We start from the raw sequence: 24813 nt of genomic DNA, 5'->3' as shown, positions 1-24813 counted from the left end.
GTTTGCTATAATGGTGAAGTTTGAAACTTAAAAGAAAGTGAGCTGTAAATTTGAAACGTTCAAGAAAACACAATAGTCATTGGTTTCTGATATTTATTGCAGCCGTTATCATCTTGGTTGGTGGATCTTCTATTGTGTATCATGAAGTTCGTAAACCAATAGACTCAGCTAAAAGTCAGTCACTGAAAATTGCAAAAAAATATGCCCATTTGAAGACAGAAACCAACTTTTCGTGGGCTAACTCAGAACAGACCTTCTACACAGTAACGGGAGTGACCAAACAAAATATTCCCGTGTACGTCATTATTTCGAATAATGGAAAAAAGATCCGTATTTTTAAACAATCAGCAGGAATTGATCGCAATGATGCCCTTAAAAAGATTTGGAACAATTATAGTCCAAAAAAAGTAACCACCATTTCAATGGGAATTTACAAACAAAAGCCTGTTTGGGAGGTCGGATATATGAATGCCTCTGGACAATTATGTCTGAAAACTTTAAACTTTAAAAATGGTACGGTTGTTCGATCAGTGAATGACATTTAATGAAATTACTCAAGGAGGATATTTATCTTGGAACAAATAAGTATCGTAGATTCCAAAGATCATGTTGACGAACGTGTAAAAATTGGCGTTTGGTTAACGGACAAACGATCTAGCGGAAAAATTAGTTTTTTACAATTGCGGGATGGCACAGCCTTTTTTCAGGGTGTTGTAGTCAAAAGCGTTGTTGGCGAAGAAATTTTTGAAATTGCTAAAAAATTACGGCAAGAGACCAGTATGTGGATTACAGGGACTATTCATCAAGATGATCGTTCACATTTTGGATACGAAATTGAAGTTGATGGTATTGAAGTAATTGGGGAAAGTAACGACTATCCAATCACACCAAAAGAACACGGGATTGATTTCTTACTAGATCACCGTCACCTTTGGCTAAGATCCTCACGCCCACATGCCATTATGGAAATTCGAAATGAAGTAATTCGGGCTACCTATGAATTTTTCAATAACGAAGGCTTTATTAAACTTGATGCACCAATTTTGACAGGAAGTGCACCTGAGGGAACCACAGAGCTCTTTAAGACCAAGTATTTTGATCGTGAAGCCTACTTGTCACAAAGTGGTCAGTTATACGAAGAAGCTGGTGCAATGGCTTTTGACAAGGTGTTTTCATTTGGACCAACATTTCGGGCTGAAAAGTCGAAAACACGGCGGCATTTAATCGAATTTTGGATGATCGAACCCGAAATGGCTTTTATGCATCAAGAACAGAGTCTTGAATTACAGGAAAAATACGTTGCCTTTTTAGTACAAAATGTCATCGATCATTGTGCTTATGAATTGAAAATTTTGGGTCGTGATATTGAGGTCTTAAAGAAGTATACTAAATTACCCTATGCTAGAATCACTTATGATAAAGCTATTGAAATGTTACAAGAATCAGGAAAATTCCCTGATTTACAATGGGGTGTAGATTTTGGCTCTCCTGAAGAAACATTTTTGGCCGATCAATTTGAACAACCAGTATTTGTTATGAACTATCCTAAGGCAATCAAAGCATTTTACATGAAGCCACATCCAACCCGGGATGATTTAGTGATTTGTGCTGATTTATTGGCTCCTGAAGGTTATGGAGAAATTATTGGCGGATCGGAACGGGCCACGGATTATGATTATTTGGTTAGTCAAATAAAAAAAGCTGGCCAAGATCCTAAAAACTATGACTGGTATTTAGATTTACGTAAATATGGATCAGTGCCGCATTCTGGGTTTGGGTTAGGCTTAGAGCGGACCTTAACTTGGATAACTGGTGAGGATCATGTGCGTGAAACAATTCCATTCCCAAGATTGCTTCATCGGCTTTATCCATAGTGAACTGAAAAAAGGAGGGGAAAGCTTTGGATGAGTTAACACGAAGGTTTTTGAAAGCTGGGAACACGGTCGTTTCCAACTATTTATTAAGTAACTTCCATCAACTTGGGTTAACTAATGATGAATTAGTTATTTACTTAATTATTGAAAAACAGCGCGGACAAGGCGATCTTTTTCCTAGTTCAAAGTTAATTTCTAAAGAAACGGGGTTAACGGAGAATAAAGTTTACGAGTTATTGCACGAAATGATTCAAAATAAATTAATGGAAATAAAAACTGTTAAGCACGCTGACGGGAAAAGTTATGATCAATATAGTTTTGAACGACTATTTGAAAAACTATTGCAGTCGGCAAGCAATGAGGTTCAGGCCCAAAAACAGGAGACTAATAAAGTAACCCGTGAAACTGTTTTTGCTCAAATCGAATCTGAATTTGGTCGACCATTGTCGCCGATTGAATATGAAACTATTAATCAATGGCTAACCGATGACCATTATGCTCCAGAAATGATTTCATTAGCCTTAAAAGAGGCCGTTTTAAGTCAGGCATATAGTTTAAGATATATGGATCGTATTTTGTTAAACTGGGAAAAGCGAAACTTAACCACAGTGAAACAAGTCCAAAAAGAAGAAAATCGCCAACGGAACGGTTCAATAAACAGTTCGGATTCAAATCGGCCAACTACAAAAGCTGACTTAACAGGTCCCAAAATTCCTATATATAAGATTTCAGACCAAGATTAAAAAGGGCTCAAAAAAACCTATATTCCATTTTCTAGTCGTTTTTCGGCTAGTTAGAGAATATAGGTTCTTTTTGTTTATTCTTTGTTGCTACTTGATGAAGATTCTTCACTGGATGAGCTCGAACTAGAACTTGCACTGCTTGAGCTGCTGGAACTAGAACTTGATGAGCTGGAGGAACTATTGTTAGAGCTACTGTTGTTACTATTACTGCTACTACTACTCTTTGAAGATGTATCACGACTGGTGGTAACAGTAGAAGAACTAGATCTTGAGGAACTAGAGTAACTTGATGAATTATTTGAAGAGTCTTCATCGCTAGCTCCTGAAGTACTATAGCTAGAGTTTACCTTGAATAGTTCTTTCACACCATTTACGGTTTTTTCTGTCACACTGGCTGGTTTTACCCAGTCTTCATTGGTTACAGATGTGGCAAGATAGCCCATCATGCTCTTATAAACCTGTTGCGCAATAAGAGTTTCCTGTTCGCTTAGGAATCCGGAAGCAGTATTTTGCTCATCATAGCCGGTCCAGACTGACATGCTGTAATGACGCGTGTATCCCGTAAACCAAGAGTCCATTGAAGCAGTACTTGGATAGTTGCTAGCAATGTCGGATGGGTAAGCCGTTGTTCCAGTTTTACCAGCCTCATAAAGTCCTGAAATAGCAGCTGTTGATCCGGTACCATTTGAATCAGTTAGGACCCCCTTAAGCATGTCTGTGATCATATAGGCTGTAGCTTTACTCATTGCTCGTTTACCTTGGCTACTATAACGATAGGTTTTGCCGCTTTGGGTCACAATTTTATTGACATAATATGGTTTGTAGTAGGTTCCGCCATTGGCAAACGCCGCATAAGCAGCTGCTTCCTGAAGGGGTGAAATGTATAAGCCAATTCCGTTTTGAAGATTATAGGTTCCCTTTTGAGAAATACCAAGTTTTCCTAAGAAGGTGGTTGCCTTACTAATACCAACATCTTGTAAGGTTCGAATTGCCGGAATATTTCGGGATTGAACAAGTGCTTGACGCATTGTCATTTTTCCCTTGTATGCTTTATCAAAGTCATATAATTTTGTTTTTGATCCTGGGTAAGTAAAGGGCTCATCCTTTACCGTTCGACTGGTTGGCCAATTTAGATACTGAATGGCTGGTCCATAGTCCATCAACGGTTTAGCAGTAGAACCACTGCTACGATCCGTTTGAACAGCCCGGTTCAAACCAAAAGTGACATTTCCGTTTTGCCGACCACCCAGCATGGCGACCACTTTTCCGTTATTTGGATTGGTGATCGAAACACCAAGTTGAAACTTAGAATCAGGATATTGAACGTAGTTACTTGAATTTCCAATTTTATAAAGTCGTTTTTGAGCGGCTAAATCTAAGTTGGTATAAATTTTCATACCATCCCTATAAGGATTAAATCCCTTCGACTGAACACTTCTAATGACTTGCTTCAAGTAGGAGTCTACAATTTTACTACTTACCGTGGAAAGACCATTTGTACTGTGGGTTTTAACTAAACCAGTTTTAACGCTTGTCTTTTCGGCCTTGGCTGCTTGAGCCTTAGTGATTACTTTATTGCTTACCATGGCCTGTAAGACGGTGTTACGCCGTGATAATGCATACGTTGGGTACTTAGTGGGATCGTAAGAAGTAGGCGCTTGTGGCATACCAGCTAACAGGGCGATTTCACCGAGGCTTAGCTTAGAAAGTGATTTCCCATAATAATACTTGGCCGCGGTTCCCATTCCGTAAACGCCATTGCCCATGTAAACTTTATTGATGTAAAACTCCAGAATTTTATCTTTCGAATATTTTTTGTCAACTTTTAAGGCCAACCAAGCTTCCTGAGCCTTTACACGCAACGTTCGGTCTTTTGCAGAGGTTGAGAATACTGAAAGTTTAACCAATTGTTGAGTTAGTGTACTGGCACCTTGAAGGCCAAGTGAAGAGCCAGTTAAATTTGCGAATGCCGCGCCAACAATTCGAACGGGATCAACGCCATTATTTTTATAAAAACGTTTATCTTCAATTGAAACAACCGCACTTTTAAGAGATTTAGGGATTTCGTTTGCTTTGACATAGTCCCGATTTTGAGCACCTAAACGACTAATAACTTTACCGCTTTTGTCATAAACAACAGTTGCTTCATCACTAGATAATTGTTCTTCCGAAATACTTGGGGAATCCTTGGCATAATACATAAAAAGCCCTGCGCCACCAATTAGTGCTAAAACAAATAGTGCAATTAGCCACAAAAGAATTCGTTTAAAGATGGAGCGACGACGATGAGGTGGCTGAGTTAACTGCGAATGTTGGGTACGGTGAGGCTGATAATTATCAGAATTGTGATTATTAGTTTGCATGTTGTTCTCCTTCGTGTTTCTTAATTAACAATTTGTCCACAGCATTCAGATACGGAATAAGGGGATTTAACTGATAGTTAATTAAGTAGCCATTTTCTTTTATATAACTAAGTGGAATGGACTTTCTACCACCATTTTTTTGACGATCCCAAAAATAAAAGAGATCCGTTGCCGAAAGCAAAAAAATTTGATCGATTTCGACGAATTTAATAATTGTAAAACAAATACCTTTGGAAGCAATGCAAGCTTTCATGTGACGTATTTGGTGGTCATGAAAATTATCGAGTGGAAATGCAGTTTTCCTTTTAGTTTCCTTTGCATCAAAGTCAATGTAATAACCCTTGTAAACGCCATTATAATCAGTTGTAGACGCCTGACGGAAATAGGCCTCTTTAATAACTGCGGCACTTCGCTTAGGATAATCAACTTTAACAATTTGAATGGGAGTTGGTTTTTTATGAACCACTGCAATTCCGTGTGAAAGATAATATTGATTACTTTCGTTTAATTCATCTTCTAATGACATTCCCCGTTTTCCGAACTGCGTGGGGGCCTTCTTAATGCCAGAGTTGGAAGACGAGTCTGGATGCATATATTTCTTTCCTGATGGGTAATGAAAGTTCACTTGTTCATCACTTCCTATTTTCTATATTATACTATAGATGTAAAGTTAAAAACTATCTGAAATCTATTTTTAAAATTTGGAGGAATACTTTATGAGTCGTGTTTGGGTTACAGGATATCGAAGTTATGAATTAGAAATTTTTAATGATAAAGATCCAAAACTATTAATTATTCAAAAAGTTATAAAAGATGCGCTTAAAATTCGTCTTGAGTCAGGTGCTGATTGGCTAATAACTGGTGCTCAACTAGGAGTAGAACAGTGGGCAACGGAAATTGGCGTTCAACTAAAAACTGAGTATCCTGACTTTAAAGTTGCCGTAATGCTACCGTTTACGGAATTTGGTCAACAGTGGAACGAGAATAATCAAGCAAAACTTTCCCAAATTTTAACAAAAGCAGATTTTACAGATAGCGTTAGTCATAAACCGTATCAAGCGCCTCAACAGTTGAGGGCCTATCAACGCTTTATGTTAACCCATACAGACCAGGCAATTTTAATATACGATCCAGAGCATCCCGGAAAGACTAAGTATGACTATGATCTTATTCAGAAATGGCGAGAGAATCATCCTTATCCACTAGAAGTGATAGATTTTGATGATCTACAAGAAGCAGCGGATGAATATGCAGAAAATGAGAACAACAGTTTTAATTTGGATTAAAGTCTGATACAATGGAATACGTGTTACGCAGATATTACAATAATTATGAGGTGCTAAATATGGATAACATAAATCTTACTCCAAAAGATATTTTGCAAAAAGAATTTAAACCTAAGATGCGTGGCTACGATCCAGCAGACGTTGATACCTATTTGGATTCAGTTATCAAAGATTATGAGACTTTTTCAAAAAATATCCAACAGTTAAAGGATGAAAATGAAAGACTACTCGATAAAATTGATGAACTAACAAAACAAGTTTCCGTGGGCAAAACTACTTCTAGTACACAGCCTGTCAATAGCGCAACCAACATGGATATTCTTAAGCGGCTTTCAAACTTGGAGCGTCGGGTGTTCGGCTCACAACTTGACAATGGCGAAAATGAATCACATCGAATTTAATTATACTTTGTAAATCTCGGGTAATTGCGGTCTACTTATGTAGGCTGAGGAAAGTCCATGCCCGCACAAGCTGCGATGCTTGTAGTGTTCGTGCTCGGTGAAAAAATAAGCTGAGGTATCTCATTTGAGATAACGGCGGAATACAGAACTAAGGTTTCGGCTATGTTCTCATGTTCCCTAAGGTGCCACAGAAACGTATCAATATGAGAAATCATATTGTTGGAACGCGGTAAACCCCACGAGCGGGCAACCCAAACATTGGTAGGGGCGCTTCACATCTGGAATTGAACTAAATGTGGGGGCAAGCGGTGACGCTTGGAGATAGATGATTACCCAAATTTGAATTGAACCTGAGAATTCATTTTGGACAAAACATGGCTTATAGAGATTTACATTTCAGGAGACTAGGGTAGAAGTTCGCTTTTATCCTAGTTTTTTTTAGATTAAAAATATAAAAGGTGAAATTTATGCAAAAATTTGAATTAATGGCCACCTGTGCTAGTGGAATTGAGGCACTGGTAGGTAAGGAATTACGCGAACTTGGTTATGATGTTGAGGTTCAAAATGGCCGCGTTCGTTTTGAAGGTACAATTGAAGACATTCTTAGAACAAATCTTTGGTTAAGAACGGCAGATCGAATTAAAATTGTGGTCAGTGAGTTTGAAGCCAAGACATTTGATTCTCTTTTTGAGCAAACTAAACAAATAAACTGGGATAAATTATTGCCCATTGATGCTAATTTTCCTGTAGAGGGAAGATCAAGAAATTCACAATTGCACAGTGTGCCGGATGCACAGGCCATTGTCAAAAAAGCAATTGTGAACCAGCTTTCAGAAACTTATCATCGACGAACAAGATTACCAGAAACAGGTGCCGTTTATCCAATCGAAGTTGCAATTAACAAGGATCAGGTTCAGTTGACTTTGGATACCACTGGAGACAGTTTATTCAAACGAGGTTATCGAATTGACAAAGGTGGTGCTCCTTTAAAGGAGAACATGGCTGCTGCTTTAGTATTATTGACCAGTTGGAAACCAGATATGCCGTTTGTTGATCCTGTTTGTGGATCAGGAACGATTCCCATTGAAGCTGCATTGATTGGTCAAAATATTGCGCCCGGGTTTAACCGTAACTTCATTTGTGAAAAATGGGATTGGGTTCCTGATACAGTGAGTGAAAAATTACGTGATGAAGCAGACGCCCAGGCTAATTATGATGCTAAACTTGATATTACAGGTTACGATATTGATCAAAATATGATTAATATCTCTAAACGAAATGCACTCGAAGCGGGTTTGGGAGATCTTATTTCATTTAAGCAAATGGCTGTTAAAGATTTCAAAACAGATAAATTAAATGGTGTTATTGTAGCCAATCCTCCTTATGGACAACGGTTAAGTGATCAAGAAAGCGTACGTAAACTCTATCGTGAAATGGGAGTCGTTTACAAGCCGTTAAAAACCTGGAGTAAATATATTTTAACAAGTGATTTGGAATTTGAACGATTTTATGGTGGTCAAGCCACTAAAAAAAGAAAACTGTACAATGGTGCTTTAAGAACTGATTATTTCCAATATTGGGGAAAGCCAGTTTGGCATCATGAAGGAAAGCGTGAAACGAATTAGTATGGAAAAAGTTGCCATTATCGGTGGTGGCATTGTTGGTGCAACTGCTGCGTATTTAATAAGTAAAAACAATGATTACTCGGTTACCTTATATGATTCAGGAAAAGGTCAGGCTACTAGGGCTGCTGCCGGAATTATTTCGCCTTGGCTATCAAAACGCCGGAATAAGAAATGGTACACATTAGCTAAAGATGGTGCAACCTATATTGCTGAATTGGCTAAAGAAACTCAAATGAATTCCAAAACTTATCTGCAATCTGGGACAATTGTCACCAGAAAAGAAAGTGCTGATTTGGATGAGTTAGAATCATTGGCTAATCAAAGAAAAGTGAATGCTCCGGAAATGGGGACAATTAAGCGTGTGGATGCGCAAGAAATTCGGACGCTATTGCCACTTGTTACTGCAGATTTTCAAGGGATCTTTATTAGCGGTGGGGCGCGCATTGACGGAAATCGATTCGTCAAACATCTCTTGGAAATTAGTGAACGAAATGGTGTTAACCTTGTGCATAGCAAGGTTGAGTTAGTTGATGATCAAACTATCAAAGATGAAAGCCAAGTTAAAAAATTTGATCTGATCCTGGTTTGTGCTGGAGCGGGCATTAACGAATTATTGGCCCCTCTAAATTATGAAGTACAAGTTCATCCACAAAAAGGGCAATTAATTGAATTGAATGTACCAGCTTATCAAAATGATGTAATGGCACCGGTATTAATGCCTGAAAGTGAAAAGGACTTTATGCCAATTGGTGATGGGCGCTTAATTATTGGAGCGACCCACGAAAATACACCGGGTTTTGACTTAAAATTCACTCAAGATGCTTTGGATGATCTTTTTGCAAGTGCTAAAAGAATTGATAATCGTTTATCTAAGGATGATTTAATCGCGACTAGGGTTGGCACCCGGTCGTTTACAGATGATTTTTCGCCATTCTTTGGCTGGTTACCAAATAATGACCATGTTTTAGTGGCTTCAGGACTGGGATCATCTGGGTTAACAACCGGACCGATAGTTGCCAAACTATTAGTTTCATTACTTGAATCTTCAAGAGATTACTCGAAGTATCAAAAAGAAATTTCTAATTATCTTCATATGAAAGGTTAGTGATCACTGTGCAATCCTCAAAAACTAATTTTTATTATCAACCAGCGTTTTTAGCCAGTATTTCATCATGGTCGTGGACACTGTTAGTTTTAATTATGGGAGTTATTTTTTGGCTTGAGGTCACTCATTTTAATTGGATTACGGCGGCATTTTTTATTGGCTTTATCATTATTTGTGGTGTCCAGTATTTTACCCGTTCAATGTTAGTACAAGCTGATAAGTTAGTTGTTAATCGAAGTTTACAAAAGAGCTGGCTAGTGATGAATGTGGCAGACATTCAGACAATGAAACTGACTAAATTTGGAATTAGTTTTATGTTTAATTCTGATCAGTATTCTTTTTATCTTTCTAAAAAGAATCGAGAATATTTGTTTCAAACTTTAAAAGATAAACGTGCTGGAATTGCGGGGTAATTAAATGACAGACATAGAAATTGCACAAAATGTAAAAATGGACAAGATTGTAAAAGTTGCAGAAAAAATTGGTCTATCGGAAGATGATATCGAGCAATATGGTTCATATAAAGCCAAAATAAAATTGCCTCTGCAAACAGAAAAAAAGACTAAAAGAAAATTAATTTTGGTTACTTCAATCAATCCAACTCCTGCTGGCGAGGGAAAATCAACTGTTACGGTTGGCTTAGGAGATGCTTTTAGTTTATTACAAAAGAAGGTTATGATTGCGCTCCGGGAGCCCTCGCTGGGGCCAGTGATGGGTATGAAGGGTGGAGCCACTGGTGGCGGCTATGCTCAGGTTGTACCAATGGAAGATATTAATTTGCATTTTACTGGTGATATGCACGCGTTAACAACAGCCAATAATACGTTGGCTGCTCTCATTGATAATCATATGCAGCAAGGGAACGCATTAGGAATTGATCAACGCAGAATTGTTTGGAAACGAACTTTAGATATCAACGATCGCGCACTTCGCAATATTGTCATTGGCTTGGGTGGCCCTGTTCAAGGTGTTCCCCGGGAGGATGGTTTTGATATTACGGTAGCCAGTGAACTAATGGCTATTCTATGTTTGTCTGAAGATTTGCACGATTTGAAAGCAAGAATTAATCGAATTGTGATTGGTTACACGCACGATAGGAAACCAGTGACCGTCCAAGATTTAAATGTTGGTGGGGCTATTGCAACTTTGCTAAAAGATGCAATTAAACCTAATCTAGTTCAAACTTTGGCTCATACACCAGCTATTATTCATGGTGGTCCGTTTGCAAATATTGCGCATGGCTGTAATAGTGTGCTTGCTACACAAACCGCATTGAATTTGGCTGACTATACGATTACCGAAGCAGGTTTTGGCGCTGATCTTGGCGCCGAAAAATTTCTTGATATCAAGACACCGGTATTAGGAAAAACGCCGGATACAATTGTGATTGTGGCGACTGTAAAGGCTTTGAAGCTTAATGGTGGTCAGGCGTTATCAGATTTGGCAACAGAAAATCTAGATGCATTAAAAAAGGGTATTGCAAACCTTGTTCATCATATTAAAAGTATGGCTCAATATGGAGTACCGGTTGTTGTAGCAATTAATCGTTTTACTCAAGACACCAATCATGAAATTGACTATGTCAAACAAATTTGTGCAGATATGGGAATTCAAGCTTTGGATACAGATGTTTGGGCAAAAGGCGGTCACGGCGCACTCGACCTTGCTAAAACGATAATTAAAACTGTTGAAAAACCGGCCACATTTAAGCCACTGTATGAACCAGATGCTGATCTTACGGTCAAGATTGAAACCATTGTGACTAAGATATACGGTGGTGTTCATGTTGAGTATTCTAAAAAAGCAATTAATCAGATCAAACGTTTTAAAAAGTATGGTTGGGATAAATTACCAGTTTGTATGGCAAAAACACAATATTCACTATCAGACGATCCTAAATTATTGGGGGCTCCTAAAGATTTTACTATTCATGTAAAATCATTTGTTCCTAAGCTGGGAGCCGGTTTTATTGTGGCAATGACAGGTAATATTCTAACAATGCCTGGATTACCCAAGCATCCTGCCGCGTTGGACATTGACATCAGTGATGATGGTAAGATCAGCGGATTATTCTGATAGGAAATGAGGTCATGACATGTTATTTGCCATAGATTTTTTAATTATTTTAGCAGTTGTCGTAGTTGATCAATTAGTAAAATTTTGGGTTGCAACCAATATTAGTATGGATGCTGTTCATCAGGTTATACCTGGAATTTTTTCACTAACTAATATTCGAAACAACGGGGCAGCCTGGAGTATTTTGGAAGGAAAAACCACTTTCTTCTATTTAATTACAGTAGTGGCTTTGGTCGTTTTACTTTATTTTTTGTATCAAACTCGTGGACATTGGTTATATCAAATTAGTTTAAGCTTAATTGTAGCCGGTGCATTTGGAAACTTTATTGATCGGGTTAGATTGAAATACGTTGTTGATATGTTTCAACTTGATTTTATCAATTTTCCCATTTTTAACGTGGCTGATTTTTCACTAACAATAGGTGTTATCGTACTTTTTATTGCAATTTTCAAGGAAGATAGATTGGAGAGTTAAATATGTTAACCCATGAACTTGTTATCCAGGATCAACAAGGCAGAATTGATAAAGTGTTGGCAGCGGCTTTTCCAGATTTAACTCGTTCACATATTCAAAATTTAATTAAAAATGACCATATTTTGGTTAATTCAAAGCAAATTAAGAATAAGTACAGCGTTAAACCTGGCGATAAGATCGAAATTCAAGATGAAGATATTCAACCCCTTGATCTTGAACCAGAAAATATTCCTTTGGATATTGTGTATGAGGATAACGATGTCATTGTTGTCAATAAACCACAAGGTATGGTTGTCCATCCGGCTGCAGGGCATCCAGATCACACATTGGTGAATGCGTTACTGTATCATAGTCCCTTATCTACAATTAACGGTACAAATCGACCAGGAATCGTTCACAGAATTGATAAGGACACATCAGGTTTATTAATGGTGGCCAAAAATGATCATGCGCAACAGAATTTATCGGCACAGTTGAAAGCTAAAACAAATACGCGATTATATATTGCCCTGGTGCACGGAAATATCAAAGAAGATCAAGGGACGATTGATGCGCCAATTGGTCGATCACCCAAAGACAGAAAGAAACAGGCAATTGTGGCAGATGGCCGACCAGCAGTTACCCATTTTAAGGTTCTCAAGCGTTATGGAAACTACACTTTAATTCAGTGCAAATTGGAAACGGGTAGAACTCATCAGATTCGCGTTCATTTGAAATATATTGAACATCCCGTTGCTGGCGATCCGTTGTATGGACCCCGAAAAACTTTAAAAGGTAATGGTCAATTTTTACACGCCAGTGTCTTAGGGTTTAAGCAGCCAACAACCGGCAAGTATCTTGAATTTAAGGCACCATTGCCTGCAGTGTTTGAAAAGACACTTAAATGGCTTGACACACAATCTGAACATGGTTAAAGTTAATTCGTAATAGCGCTTTATAAATTAGTAGGTGCGTATATAGATTAGGTAGTTTTGCGAAGCAAATGTAAATTTGGTTCGCCTTTATTTTAGAAAGGAAGTTGGCTGCTTTGGAAAAAGAAATCATGGACACAATGGCGATGAAGCGTGCTTTGACACGAATTACATATGAAATTATTGAGCGTAATCGTGGTGTAGAGGATTTGGTCATTATTGGAATTAAAACACGGGGAGTTTTTTTGGCTCAGCGAATCGCGGAGAGACTAAAACAACTTGAAAATGTCGAAGTACCAGTTGGCGAGTTGAACGTCACAGCTTATCGCGACGATATTCATCAATTAGATAGTGACCCAAATTTACCTGGGAAACCACATTTTGAATTTAGTTTGGAAGGAAAAAAAGTTATCTTGGTAGATGACGTATTATATACTGGACGGACAATTCGAGCGGCAATGGATGCCATTATGGATATAGGTCGACCTAAACGAATTAATTTAGCGATTTTAGTAGACAGGGGACATCGGGAACTACCAATCCGAGCAGATTTTGTTGGCAAAAACATCCCGACTGCGCAGAATGAAAAAATTGAAGTTTCCGTTTCTGAAATTGATGAAGAAGATTCAGTTAAGATTGTTAATGGCAAATAGTTAAATGAGGTGAGGACCGTGAGTGAGCGATATTTAATTTTAGACGATGGCACGGTCTATCGTGGTCAGGCTTTTGGATCGCCAGCAACTACTTTTGGAGAAGTTGTTTTTAATACAAGTGCAACTGGGTATCAACAAATTATTACGAACCAAATCTATCACAATCAAATTATTGTTTTTTCTCAGCCTTCAATTGGGGGTTATGGGATTGATCGGGCTAGTTACGAATCAATTGAACCTACATGTAAAGGTGTTATTGTCCGCGATGTCGCTGATGTTTCAACTAATCGTCAACGAAGACTTTCATTAGATGAATTTTTAAAAATTCAAAACATCCCCGGTATTAGTGGCATTGATACACGAGCGTTGATTCACAAGTTGCGAGCCAAAGGGACCGTTAAGGGGAGCATTGTTGATCCGGTTAAGGACTTAGCTCATGCATTTGATCAATTGAATGCGATTGTGTTGACTAATCAACAAGTTAGCCAGGTTTCAACTCCAAAGGCGTACCCTAACCCAGGAACCGGGTTGAACGTGGTGGTAGTTGATTTAGGTCTAAAACATGGAATATTGCGGCAATTAAGTCAACGAAATTGCAATGTGACTGTACTACCATATTCTTGTACTGCTGAACAGATTTTTGATCTAGACCCTGATGGTGTTATTTTATCAACAGGTCCTGGTAGTCCGACTGACTTACCAAAATCATTGACAGATATGATTGCAGAGGTGGAACAGCGGATTCCGCTCTTTGCTATTGGGTTAGGACATGAACTATTTGCGATGGCCAACGGGGCAAAGGTTAAGCCATTACAATTTGAGCATCATGGCGATAATCATCCGATTTTATCAATCATTACAGATGAAATATTTTATGCATCACAAGGACAGGGGTATACAGTTGATCGTGAGTCGATTAATCGCGATAAAATGTTGACTACCCACATTGATTTAGTTGATCAATCTGTTCAAGGATTAAGGCATCGGGACTTTCCTGCTTTTAGTGTGCAGTTTTTTCCTGATGGTGCGCCTGGGCCATTGGAAAGTTCAGAATTATTTGATGAATTCATCGAAATCATGACTACTCGAATGGAGCGGTAAAATGGCACGAACAAAGTTGCAAAAAATAGTAATTATTGGGTCTGGCCCAAATGAAATTGGTATGGATACTGAACTTGAAACAGCAACCTTACAAACTATTCAAGAACTTCACAAGGCTGGCAAGGAAGTTACGTTTGTCAGTAATAATGCTAATTCAGTTGCGGGAGACTATTTAGATCCGGAGCACTTTATAATTAGTAATTTGGATGCCAATTCTTTAATTACAATTCTTAGAAATAATGAATTTGATGGTTTAATACCAACACTAGGTGGAACGCCTATTTTTCAATTACTTCACCAACTTGATGAGGCTGGAATCTTTAATCAATTAAATATTCGTGTTTTGGGGGTTAGCTTAAAGACTATTGCAAATACGCAAAATCCAGAGGCATTGAATCGTATTTTACAGAATATTCATGAACCTTATATTCCAACTAATATTTTAAGTAATACAAATGAGGTTTTAAAATTTGTGCGACGAATTGGTTATCCTGTAATCATTAAACCTGTCGCTGCCATAACCAATAACAACAGAATGAGATGCGAAAATGAGCATCAGCTGAAACAAATGCTTGCGTCCGCATTTAGAATTTCAACCACTCATCAAGTTGCGGTTGAGAAAAGCATTGTCGGGTTTAAAGAAATTGAAATGACCGTTATTCGAGACAATGAAAATACAAGAATGCTTATTTGTGCTGCCGAAGATTTTAATCCAGTTGGTGTTCATACAGGAGACTCAATTGTCTTCACGCCGACTCAGACTCTTACAGATCAAGAATTTCAGGCGATTCGATCCTCAGCTTTAAGGATTGTACAAGAATTCAAGATTCGCGGAATTTGTCATATTCAATTTGCTTTAAATCAGAGTACAGGTAATTATTATGTGATTCGGGTAAACCCTTATTTTGATCGCACAACGGCATTTGCTGCTCGGGCGACTGGATACCCGGTTGCGTTAGTTTGCACACAAATTAGTTTTGGTAGAAATTTAAGGAGTATCACAATTCCAGGCCTGAGGCAGCATGATTCCTTGGCTTTAATTGAGCCAACATTGGATCACATTGCAGTCCGTTTTCCAACTTTTTCTTTTGCTAGTTTTGCTAATGCTAATCAGGAGCTAAATACGCGAATGAAATCAACTGGATCGGTAATTGCTTTTGGGAGAAGTACTGAAGAAGCGACCTTGAAAGCGATTCGATCAGTTGATTCGACAACTACCTCTGAGCAAGCGGCTCTGGATGAATCAAGGCTAAACGAAGGTCAATTAATCAATGTTTTAGTACATCCCACAGCAGGAGAAGTTTTTTATTTACTGGAAGCCATTCGGCGGGGATATCAGGTAGAGGAATTGGCAGAACTCACAAAAATAGATGCTTTTTATTTCTACAAATTGATTCATATTGTTCAAATTGAAAAAAAGTTACGTAAACATCCTTTTGACGTTGATGTTTTGCGCAATGCTAAATATTATGGATATGGCGATTCTCAAATTGCACAATTGTGGAAATGTTCTGACAAAAAAGTGCGTGATTTCCGTGAGACAAATCAAATTCGACCAACGTTTAAGGGGATTGAGCCCACGGCGGGAGAATTTCCTTATAATAATCGTAGTTATTACACAACTTTTGAAACAGAAAATGAATCACAAATTAGTGAAAAGCCTAAAGTGTTTATTTTGGGTACGGCTAATAATCAAGTTGGTACGAATGCGGCAGCTGAATATGTGACGGTGCATACAATTCAAGCTTGCCAAAAATTAGGGTTTGAAACTATCTTGATTAATAATAATCCAAGTGCAATTTCAATTTTACCAAGGTTAGCTGACAAACTGTATTTAGAACCGTTAACTGTTGAAAACTGCTTAAATATTATGAATAGTGAACAACCGGATTTTGTAATTGCACAAGGAAAGTGGCAAATTGTTACGGACTTGGAAACAGCTGGTGTTAAAATTACCCAACTACCATTATCCCGAACTTCGCGGGCAGAGAATGTAGAATCAAATTATTTAGTTGTGGCTGAAAAGATGGAAGAAAAACAACGAAATTTAGGCTGTTTTGACACTGCGGAAGATGCAAGTTTGCATTTTCCTTCTTCAGCAAAGAAACAGATTTCTAATAAACTGCAACACATATCTCTAAGTGAGCTCAGCAAACAAGAGGATGGCATCTATTCAGTTATGTTTAAACAGGAGGGGAGTCACCTTATCGTTACAGGAACGATTCCGTTGGCAATTCAGGATATTCCCTTTATGACCTACGCTTTAAACTATGATATTGTGGCGGACATGGTTAAATTAATTCTGAAACGCTCAAATTGCGAATCACCACTTAAGTTAACTAGTCAAAATGTGCATCTAAAACTAGAACACGTTTTTCCGTACAATCAATTACAGATTCCCGAGCCACAGAATCCACCGTTTTCGTTGGCAATTGGAGCCAGAATTACAAGCACAAAGTTATAAATTCATACAAAAAAAGGATGCTACGACTCGTTTTGTCGTAGCATCCTTTTTGCTAATTAAACTTGTCTTAACTGATTGACTAACTGTTCATCAGGATCCACAATCAGGGTACTTTGGCCTTCATAAATAACTAGTCCAGGTTTGGCACCATTCGGCTTATGCACGCGTTTAACAGCCACATAGTCAACAGGAACGTGTGCGGACTGTTGTGCTTTGGAAAAGTAGGCAGCTAAAGTGGCGGCTTCAGTGAGTGTTTGGTCGGTCGGGTTAGCGTCATGAATAATCACGTGTGACCCTGGAATCTTCTGAGTATGCAACCAAATATCCGTTTTCTTAGCCGTTTTCAAAGTCAAACGATCATTTTGAGTATCATTTTTACCGACAGAAATTTGAGTGCCATCTGTAGCATGGAAGGTTTCTGGTTTACTAGCTCTTGATCGTTTTTGTTTTCGTTTCTTTTGATTAACCTTTAAATAACCCTCTTTTTCTAGTTCTTCTCGAATTTCATCTAGGTCTTGAGGATTTGCCAGTTCAATTTGCGTCATAATATTGTCCAAATAATCAATCTCTTGATGCGTTTTTGTGAGTTGTTCAGAAACATAATGAACAGCATTTTTTGCCTTTTGATATTTTTTGAAATACTTTTGCGCATTTTGTGAGGGTGAAACCTGGTTAGAAAGAGAAATCTTAATATCTTGATTGTTATCGTAATAGTTAGGAAGGGTGATTTCTGTCATTCCTCGTTTAACCTGATTAAGATAAGTGGTTAAAATTTCTCCCTCGATTTTGTAAACATCGGCTTGTTCAGAACTAGCCAAAGTTTGGTTAAGTTTTTTTAATTTAGTTCGATTCTTCTTTAAATCATTTTTGACAACATGCACTAAATTGCCAGCTTTTTGAATGACTCGATCATGTTGAGCCTTCGCTACGTAAAATGCATCCAGTAAGTCACTTAAGGTAGTAAAGTTTTGCTGCGTGCCTTCTAAAGTTGCATATGGAAAAGCAGTAAAACTAGATTTTTGCTTTTTAGTTGTCATAACAGGATTTGGTTGATCGAATTTTTCGAAAAAGTCATCAAACGCGCTTGATTCGTTGTGTTGATGCAAATAATTAGCTAATTCAAGGCTGGTATTTTTATCTAATCCTTGATAAATGCGATGCAGTTCAGTAGCCAAAACCTCCTGGTTAGGGAAGTCACTCAGCGCTTTAGCATATGCCTTTGTTTCATCAGTAAAGGGATTTAACTTGTCTTGACTGGGTGGTGTGATGTATGTGGCTCCTGGAAGTAACAAACGATAACGATTCTGGTCAGCATTAATGTGCTTAATTGTGTCTAAAATAACCTTTGTCGTGTTATTAAGTAAGACGATGTTACTTCTGCGGCCCATAATTTCGACTGCCAGCAGAAGTTCCTCAATATCACCTAATTCATTTCGTTTTGAAAATGAAAAATTGACAATCCGATCATTCTCAACCTGCTGAATACCATTTAAGATGGCACCATCCAAGTATTTTCTTAGCATCATAGCAAAATTAGTTGGGACAGCAGGGTTGGCATAAGGAATTTTTGTAATTTGCACTCGCGCATAATTTGGGTGAGCAGAGAGTAAAACGGGATAATTTTTTCGATTGGCCCGGAATGTAATAATTACTTCATTTTCGTAAGGTTGGTGTATTTTTGTAATTCGACCACTTTTTAATAAATCATTTAATTCATGAACCATTGCGTGTGTAAAAGAACCATCAAAGGACATAATGAAACCTACTTTCTTCTCGAATAGACTGTTAACTTCTAGTATACCAGTGTCTCCAGAAAATGTGATAAACTAAGTTTCAAACAGAGAGATCTAAAGTTCTTAAATCTAGAATTTTAAATAGAGCAAGACAATTTTTGAAAATTTATAAAAATATGCTATCATGGAAATATTAATTTTAAAAGTAGAAGTTGGTGTACACATGAAAACGGCCATTGTAACAGATAGTACCTGTTACTTATCAGCAAGAGAAATATCAGATAATAATATTACCATCGTACCAATTCCCGTAGTGATTGATGGGAAAAGTTATGATGAAGGCGTTGACATTACTAATGAAGAGTTTTATAAAAAACTAAAAACTTCGGGTTCTTTTCCAAGCACAACTCAGCCCCCACTAGGCAAAATGATTGAGTTGTATAAGCAGTTACGTGATGAAGGTTATGAAAATGTCATTAGTATTCACCTAGCAAGCACGATTTCAGGATTTGTAAGTAGTTTGGACTCTATTAAAAATGGGATAGAAGGCTTAAATGTTTACGTATATGATTCTGAAATCACGGTGCGTTTGATGGGATCACTCGTGTTAGAAGCTGCCAGGATGGCACGTGAGGGGCAAGAACCAGCCTCGATTTTAGAACGCCTCAATCAACTACGTTCCACTTTTGGGGAATATTTCATCGTTGATGATTTGCAGAACCTTGTTCGTGGGGGACGATTGTCAAATGCTTCAGCGTTTATCGGAGGATTGTTAAAAATTAAACCGATTTTGACTTTCAACGATGCTCACGAAATCGTAGCCTTTGAAAAAGTTCGTTCTACTAAAAAGGCCTTGGCCAGGGTAGAAGAATTATTTGCAAAGAGTAAAGAAAATCTAGATTACCCAATTCGAGCAATTATTATTCATGCAAACGATGAACCTGCCGCGTTAAAGTGGCAGGAAAAATTGCAAACCAAGTATCCAGACTTGCCAATTGATATTAGTTATTTTGGCCCAGTTATTGGAGCCCATTTAGGTGAAAAAGCACTTGCTTTGGCCTGGTTAGAGGATTATACAAAACAGTAAACTAAAATAAGACGCAAGCATATTGGCTTGCGTCTTATTTTATTACTATTCTATAAAAGGCTTGGTACTTTTGTTGTGAACTGAAGGGGAATGTGATAAGGTTAATTTAATACAATCGGAATGGTGAGAGTTGTTTGCCATGAAAAAAATTATTATGATCGTAAAAACACTGATGCCTTTCAAATGGGTTATTAGGGTTTATTAAAAGAAGGAGTTTTTTATGCGTAAATTAAAAGTTAAAAATAATGAAGTGGCTGTCTATGCCGTTGGTGGTTTAGGCGAAATTGGTAAAAATATGTATTGTGTGCAATATCAAGATGAAATCGTAATCATTGACTGTGGAATTAAGTTTCCCGAAGATGAACTTCTAGGTGTTGACTATATTATCCCTGATTATCAGTTTTTGATTGAAAATCAAAAGAAAATTAAAGCGTTGGTAATCACTCATGGACATGAGGATCATATCGGTGGAATTCCATTTTTCCTTCAAAAACTAAACGTGCCAATTTGGGCAGGTCCTTTTGCTTCGGAATTAATTAAGGGTAAGCTAAAAGAGCATAATTTGTTGCGGACAACTGAATTACATGAACTACAGGAAGATACCGTTTTAAAATTCAGAAAACTTTCCGTTTCATTTTTCCGGACAACGCACTCAATTCCTGACACTTTGGGAATTTCTGTTCATACCCCTCAAGGAACTATTGTGCAAACAGGAGACTTCAAATTTGATTTAACGCCAGTGGGGGATTTACCTTCACCAAATTTCCAGAAAATGGCTGCTATTGGCGTTAAAGATTCTTTGTTGTTAATGTCAGATAGTACTAATGCAGAACGACCAACTTTCACTAAATCTGAGCGTTTTGTAGAACAAAGTATTAAACGTATTTTTACTGAAATTCAAGGTCGAATTATTTTTGCAACGTTTGCTTCTAATGTTTATCGGGTTCGAGAAGCTTGCGAGGCTGCTTTGGCTCAGGGACGTAAAATTGCTATCTTTGGACGTAGTATGGAAAATGCGATTGAGGCCGGTCAAAAACTGGGTTATTTGAATATTCCAGAGGAATCATTAGTAGATGCACAAGAATTAAATAATTTACCGGCAAATAAATTAATGATTTTATGTACCGGATCCCAAGGAGAACCAATGGCTGCTTTGAGTCGAATTGCCAATGGAACTCATCGTCAAATTAGTTTGCAACCAGATGATACAGTTGTCTTTTCTAGTAATCCAATTCCAGGAAATACCGTTAGCGTCAATAATTTAATCAATAAATTAGACGAGGCGGGCGTTACCGTCATTCATGGTAAAGTTAATAATATTCATACTTCTGGACATGGTGGTCAAGAAGATCAGAAGTTGATGTTACGCTTGATTAAGCCCAAGTTCTTTATGCCTTGTCATGGAGAATATAGAATGCAAATGATTCATACGAAGCTTGCGGAACAGACTGGTATTCCAGAAGAAAATTGTTTCATTATGAAAAATGGTGATGTTTTGGCTTTAACCCGTGATAGCGCCAGAATTGCGGATCATTTCAGTGCTGGTGACGTTTACTTGAATGATGCTGATATTAATGATAATGTTGGTTCCCAAATTTTGAGTGATCGGACCATTTTAGCTAGTGAAGGGGTTGTCACTGCAGTTGCCACAATTAATATCAAAAAACATCGTATAACTGCAGGTCCAGATACAATATCTCGTGGATTTATTTACATGCGCGAATCAAACGAATTGATTCACGATACAAATAAGGCAGCTTTCCGTTCTTTACTAAATACAATGAAGGAAAAAGCGCATCCAACAGAAAAAGACTTTAGCACAAACATTATTGATGATCTTCAGGAGTTCTTATATCAAAAGACTGAACGAAGCCCAATGATTGTGCCAATGCTAATTTTTGAATAATATGTGTGTAACAGGCCATCGCCATTATGCGCCGGCAAACAAATCTTCAGATTTGAGCAATAAACTTACTCAGCATTTGGAGGTTTTTTGTTTGAACCGATTAATTGTATTTTTTATGAATAATTGAGGTTCATACTGGTTGTTCAATTCAAAAAATGTTAAATTGAAACTATAAGTTTAACTGCATATTTAATTTATTAAGTTAGGAAGATGATGACGATTAATAACAACAATAATAATGATTGGTCTGTTCCAACCTCAAGAATGGACCGTTTAAAAGCAAAAGAACAACAAAAAGAAGAAAAAAAACAAAAAAAACGTGCCCCCAAACCACCACGTGGACCGCAACCTAATAAACCAAAAAAACTTAAAAACAAGTCCGGAAAGTCAAAAAAATGGCTTTGGATAGTTGGTATTTTGATTGTATTAATAGGAGCAATTGTTTTCTTCGTCAGAAGATCTAGTGGGAATCAGGCTCAAGCTAACGCTGAAAAGATCGTTCAACAAAGCTTTAATAGTGATCGTGATAATATTACGGATACTGCTACGCGAGCTCAAATGGTTGAATTGGCAGCTGATGCTAAGCAGGTACGTAATAATACAGAGGCTAACCAGTATAGCCAATTGGCAAGTCTTGGGAAAAGTGCAGTTGCTTTTCGCCAGAGAGTTGAAAACTTGAAGAGTGGTAATACGTATAAAACTTCTACAACAGGAACCAAGGTTAGCAACTTATTACAGGATTTGAAATCATCTAGTTTTGAATCAGATTTTTCTGGGTTCTATAGTGAGTATAATAAGAAGTTAAGTGCACTCGAAACAAAGGCTAAGGCTGTTAGTAAGTTGCATAAACAGACCAATAATTTATTCAAAAATGGTAAAAGTGGTTCCTTAGCGGCTTCGGTCACAAATACTAAGTTGAATAATCTGTTAGACAAGTTAAATAAGTATCCCAACTTTGAATTAGCAAATAAAGATTTAACTAGAGTTGAAAAAGCTGTTAAAACTTATAAAAAGAAACAAGCTAGTGCTGCAGCGTCAATAGCATCTTCAGCTGCTGCAGTTAGCTCATCAAGTTACAGTAGCTATAGTTATAGTAGCTACAGTAGTAGTTATCCTGAAAGTAGTAGTTCGTATTCTAGTTATAGCAGTTCATCTAATGGTAACAGCAGTAGTTACAATAGTAGTTCAAAGGCAAGCTCAACTAATAGTTCTGCTTCTTCACATAGTAGTTCAACAACTAGTGCCAGCAAATCATCTTCTGCAAGTAGTAAGACATCTAGTTCAAGCAATCGATAAGCATCGTGTAATAAAAATGGATCTTCCTTTTGGAAGATCCATTTTTTGTGTAATTAAATTTAAGAAGTGGGATAGAGGAGGTTGCGGGTGAAAATCAGTTTATTTTTAATTTTACGTTCTAGTTTACATAATATATATTATTCAAAGTAGTCTCAAAACTATTCTTTGATCTATTTCAAACTAAGAAAGTAATTTTATATATTCACCATAGCCATTATCTTTCATTTGATCTTTTGGAATGAATTTAAGTGCGGCTGAATTAATACAATATCTTAAGCCACCTTTGTCCTGTGGACCATCAGTAAAAACATGGCCCAAATGTGAACTAGCTTTTGCACTTTTAACTTCTGTACGTTCCATACCAAACGATGAATCTCGATGTTCTTTAGTCACAGATTTATCTATCGGTTTCGTAAATGACGGCCAACCACAACCAGCATCATATTTATCCGTTGATGAAAATAAGGGTTCGCCACTCACGATATCAACATAAATGCCTTCTTTGTAAAAATTATCGTATTTTCCACTAAATGGTGCTTCTGTGGCGGCGTGCTGTGTCACTTCGTATGCTTCCTTGGATAACTGCTTCAAATCCTTTTCAGTCATGTGTGTTCCTCCTTGAACGTAAGTTAATTGAGCTAAATTAGTATAGTTTAAATTTTGTCACAAGGCAACTGAGAAGACTCGCAAAATAGTTAATGGTATGTATTATATGTGCAAAAATAAGATCTGCTCAAGCTATTGCTAGCTACGAGCAGATCTTACAAACGATAAGTTTAATTAATCAAAAGCTTTAGTTAATGGTGGCACAACTTGCTTCTTACGGGAAACAACACCGGGTAGATTCATACGATGATTACTAAATTTAGTACCAAATGCTTGTTCAACGACGTCTGTACCCTCACCTAATGCCAGAAGTTCAGAGTCACTAGTAAGCACGTTTGTTGCAAGGAGTAAGAAGAGATCGTAAGACTTGTCAGCCATTAAATCAGTCATGGTGGTCTCTAACTCAGCTTGACGCTTGAAAACATCGTTTAAATCAACGGCATTTACCTGGCCAATACGAACAGTTTTTCCACCCATGTCAAAGGACTTAGCATCGCCTTCAAGAATATCAGTTGCACTACGATCGTTAACGTCACTACCAGCTTTTAGCATTTCGATACCATAAGCTTCATAGTCATCAATACCAGCAATTTTTGCTAGTGCAGGAACAGCATTCCGTTCGTCGTCCGTTGTTGTTGGTGACTTCAAGAGTAATGTATCAGAAATAATTGAAGAAAGCATTAAACCCGCGATGTTGCTAGGAATTTCGACATTATTTTCTAAATACATTTTGTAAATGATTGTACTGCAACAACCAATTGGTTCTGCTCGGTAAAATAATGGTTGTGCAGATGAGAAATTAATTTTGTGGTGGTCAATAACACTTGTTACCGTTACATCTGCCAAATCGTCAACACTTTGAATTGCCTCATTATGGTCAACAAGGACAACTGAATCAACTTCTGGTTTAGCTTTAGTAATCACACGTGGTGCTTTGACGTTAAAGCGATTCAAAACAAAGTTGGTTTCGTTGTTTGTTTTGCCGAGAGCAACAGCTTCGACTTCATCACCTAACTTGTTGGCAAGGTAAGCATATTCGATGGCACAACTGATGGCGTCTGTATCTGGATTTTTATGACCAAAAACTAATTCTTTACTCATGATTAAA

At 37.6% G+C, this 24813-nt stretch carries 22 protein-coding genes and 1 other RNA gene; 18 read left to right on the top strand and 5 right to left on the bottom strand.

The annotated features are described in order from the left end of the window. Window positions 1-50 precede the first annotated feature (50 nt). From DD627_RS00355 to DD627_RS00345, 3 genes are read left to right on the top strand one after another with little or no spacing between them, the layout of a single operon-like run. Window positions 51-545, top strand: coding sequence for a cell wall elongation regulator TseB-like domain-containing protein (locus DD627_RS00355; RefSeq protein ID WP_068807278.1), 495 nt, complete (start codon window positions 51-53; stop codon window positions 543-545). Window positions 546-572: 27 nt separating this feature from the next. Then, complete coding sequence (gene asnS / locus DD627_RS00350) at window positions 573-1874, top strand: asparagine--tRNA ligase (protein ID WP_057782381.1); 1302 nt, start codon at window positions 573-575, stop codon at window positions 1872-1874. Between the two features lie 26 nt (window positions 1875-1900). Beyond that, complete coding sequence (locus DD627_RS00345; RefSeq protein ID WP_057782379.1) at window positions 1901-2617, top strand: DnaD domain-containing protein; 717 nt, start codon at window positions 1901-1903, stop codon at window positions 2615-2617. Between the two features lie 74 nt (window positions 2618-2691). Here the strand turns inward: DD627_RS00345 and DD627_RS00340 are convergent, their stop codons facing one another. Together DD627_RS00340 and recU are read right to left on the bottom strand one after the other, a co-directional pair. Continuing rightward, a complete protein-coding gene (locus DD627_RS00340) occupies window positions 2692-4980 on the bottom strand; it encodes a PBP1A family penicillin-binding protein (protein ID WP_260274435.1) in 2289 nt (762 codons plus the stop codon). Continuing rightward, on the bottom strand, window positions 4970-5605 hold the full coding sequence (gene recU / locus DD627_RS00335) for a Holliday junction resolvase RecU (protein ID WP_084254316.1): 636 nt from the start codon (window positions 5603-5605) through the stop codon (window positions 4970-4972). The genes DD627_RS00340 and recU overlap by 11 nt, the downstream gene beginning before the upstream one ends. 91 nt (window positions 5606-5696) lie before the next feature. Here recU and DD627_RS00330 point away from each other — a divergent pair, with 91 nt between their 5' ends. The 12 genes from DD627_RS00330 (at window position 5697) to DD627_RS00275 (ending at window position 17077) form a co-directional block, all read left to right on the top strand. After that, complete coding sequence (locus DD627_RS00330; RefSeq protein ID WP_068807265.1) at window positions 5697-6266, top strand: SLOG family protein; 570 nt, start codon at window positions 5697-5699, stop codon at window positions 6264-6266. 59 nt (window positions 6267-6325) lie between these two features. Continuing rightward, window positions 6326-6667 carry a cell division regulator GpsB gene (gene gpsB, locus DD627_RS00325; RefSeq protein WP_057782372.1) on the top strand — a complete coding sequence of 114 codons (342 nt, stop codon included), beginning with the start codon at window positions 6326-6328 and terminating at the stop codon, window positions 6665-6667. A gap of 12 nt (window positions 6668-6679) precedes the next feature. Further along, window positions 6680-7054: RNase P RNA component class B (gene rnpB / locus DD627_RS00320), an RNA gene on the top strand. Between the two features lie 80 nt (window positions 7055-7134). After that, window positions 7135-8292, top strand: coding sequence for a THUMP domain-containing class I SAM-dependent RNA methyltransferase (locus DD627_RS00315; protein ID WP_260274437.1), 1158 nt, complete (start codon window positions 7135-7137; stop codon window positions 8290-8292). Continuing rightward, window positions 8279-9397, top strand: coding sequence for an NAD(P)/FAD-dependent oxidoreductase (locus DD627_RS00310; RefSeq protein ID WP_260274439.1), 1119 nt, complete (start codon window positions 8279-8281; stop codon window positions 9395-9397). Before DD627_RS00315 ends, DD627_RS00310 begins: the two co-directional genes overlap by 14 nt. Window positions 9398-9405: 8 nt before the next feature. Next, window positions 9406-9810: an EbsA family protein gene (locus DD627_RS00305; RefSeq protein WP_068807403.1), complete on the top strand. Its 405-nt coding sequence runs from the start codon at window positions 9406-9408 to the stop codon at window positions 9808-9810. Between the two features lie 4 nt (window positions 9811-9814). Then, window positions 9815-11473: a formate--tetrahydrofolate ligase gene (locus DD627_RS00300; protein WP_260274441.1), complete on the top strand. Its 1659-nt coding sequence runs from the start codon at window positions 9815-9817 to the stop codon at window positions 11471-11473. Window positions 11474-11492: 19 nt separating this feature from the next. Continuing rightward, window positions 11493-11948 carry a signal peptidase II gene (gene lspA, locus DD627_RS00295; RefSeq protein ID WP_068807254.1) on the top strand — a complete coding sequence of 152 codons (456 nt, stop codon included), beginning with the start codon at window positions 11493-11495 and terminating at the stop codon, window positions 11946-11948. A gap of 2 nt (window positions 11949-11950) precedes the next feature. Continuing rightward, entirely contained in the window at window positions 11951-12862 is a 912-nt protein-coding gene (locus DD627_RS00290; RefSeq protein ID WP_260274443.1) for an RluA family pseudouridine synthase, read from the top strand. Between the two features lie 113 nt (window positions 12863-12975). Beyond that, window positions 12976-13512, top strand: coding sequence for a bifunctional pyr operon transcriptional regulator/uracil phosphoribosyltransferase PyrR (pyrR, locus tag DD627_RS00285; protein WP_057782356.1), 537 nt, complete (start codon window positions 12976-12978; stop codon window positions 13510-13512). Window positions 13513-13530: 18 nt separating this feature from the next. Then, a complete protein-coding gene (locus DD627_RS00280) occupies window positions 13531-14613 on the top strand; it encodes a carbamoyl phosphate synthase small subunit (protein ID WP_068807251.1) in 1083 nt (360 codons plus the stop codon). A 1-nt stretch (window position 14614) separates the two neighbouring features. Further along, the gene (locus DD627_RS00275) at window positions 14615-17077 is read left to right on the top strand and encodes an ATP-binding protein (protein ID WP_260274445.1); all 2463 of its coding nucleotides are present in this window, start codon (window positions 14615-14617) and stop codon (window positions 17075-17077) included. Window positions 17078-17133: 56 nt separating this feature from the next. On the opposite strand, the gene DD627_RS00270 is transcribed toward DD627_RS00275, so the two are convergent. Continuing rightward, a complete protein-coding gene (locus DD627_RS00270) occupies window positions 17134-18831 on the bottom strand; it encodes an NFACT RNA binding domain-containing protein (protein ID WP_260274446.1) in 1698 nt (565 codons plus the stop codon). A 202-nt stretch (window positions 18832-19033) separates the two neighbouring features. Here DD627_RS00270 and DD627_RS00265 point away from each other — a divergent pair, with 202 nt between their 5' ends. The 3 genes from DD627_RS00265 to DD627_RS00255 all read left to right on the top strand — a co-directional run bounded on the left by DD627_RS00265 (window position 19034) and on the right by DD627_RS00255 (window position 23099). Then, the gene (locus DD627_RS00265) at window positions 19034-19897 is read left to right on the top strand and encodes a DegV family protein (protein ID WP_260274448.1); all 864 of its coding nucleotides are present in this window, start codon (window positions 19034-19036) and stop codon (window positions 19895-19897) included. A 220-nt stretch (window positions 19898-20117) separates the two neighbouring features. Continuing rightward, the gene (gene rnjA, locus DD627_RS00260) at window positions 20118-21803 is read left to right on the top strand and encodes a ribonuclease J1 (protein WP_260274450.1); all 1686 of its coding nucleotides are present in this window, start codon (window positions 20118-20120) and stop codon (window positions 21801-21803) included. Between the two features lie 210 nt (window positions 21804-22013). After that, on the top strand, window positions 22014-23099 hold the full coding sequence (locus DD627_RS00255; protein WP_147206648.1) for a hypothetical protein: 1086 nt from the start codon (window positions 22014-22016) through the stop codon (window positions 23097-23099). A 180-nt stretch (window positions 23100-23279) separates the two neighbouring features. Here the strand turns inward: DD627_RS00255 and msrB are convergent, their stop codons facing one another. Beyond that, on the bottom strand, window positions 23280-23705 hold the full coding sequence (gene msrB, locus DD627_RS00250) for a peptide-methionine (R)-S-oxide reductase MsrB (protein ID WP_057782342.1): 426 nt from the start codon (window positions 23703-23705) through the stop codon (window positions 23280-23282). Window positions 23706-23879: 174 nt separating this feature from the next. Then, entirely contained in the window at window positions 23880-24806 is a 927-nt protein-coding gene (locus tag DD627_RS00245) for a manganese-dependent inorganic pyrophosphatase (RefSeq protein WP_068808279.1), read from the bottom strand. Between the last annotated feature and the right edge of the window lie 7 nt (window positions 24807-24813).

This window comes from Pediococcus sp. (assembly GCF_003533255.1).
GTDB classification, from domain to species: domain Bacteria; phylum Bacillota; class Bacilli; order Lactobacillales; family Lactobacillaceae; genus Pediococcus; species Pediococcus parvulus.
Note: the sequence above shows the minus strand (reverse complement) of the source record. Positions and strands in the feature narration are given on the sequence as shown.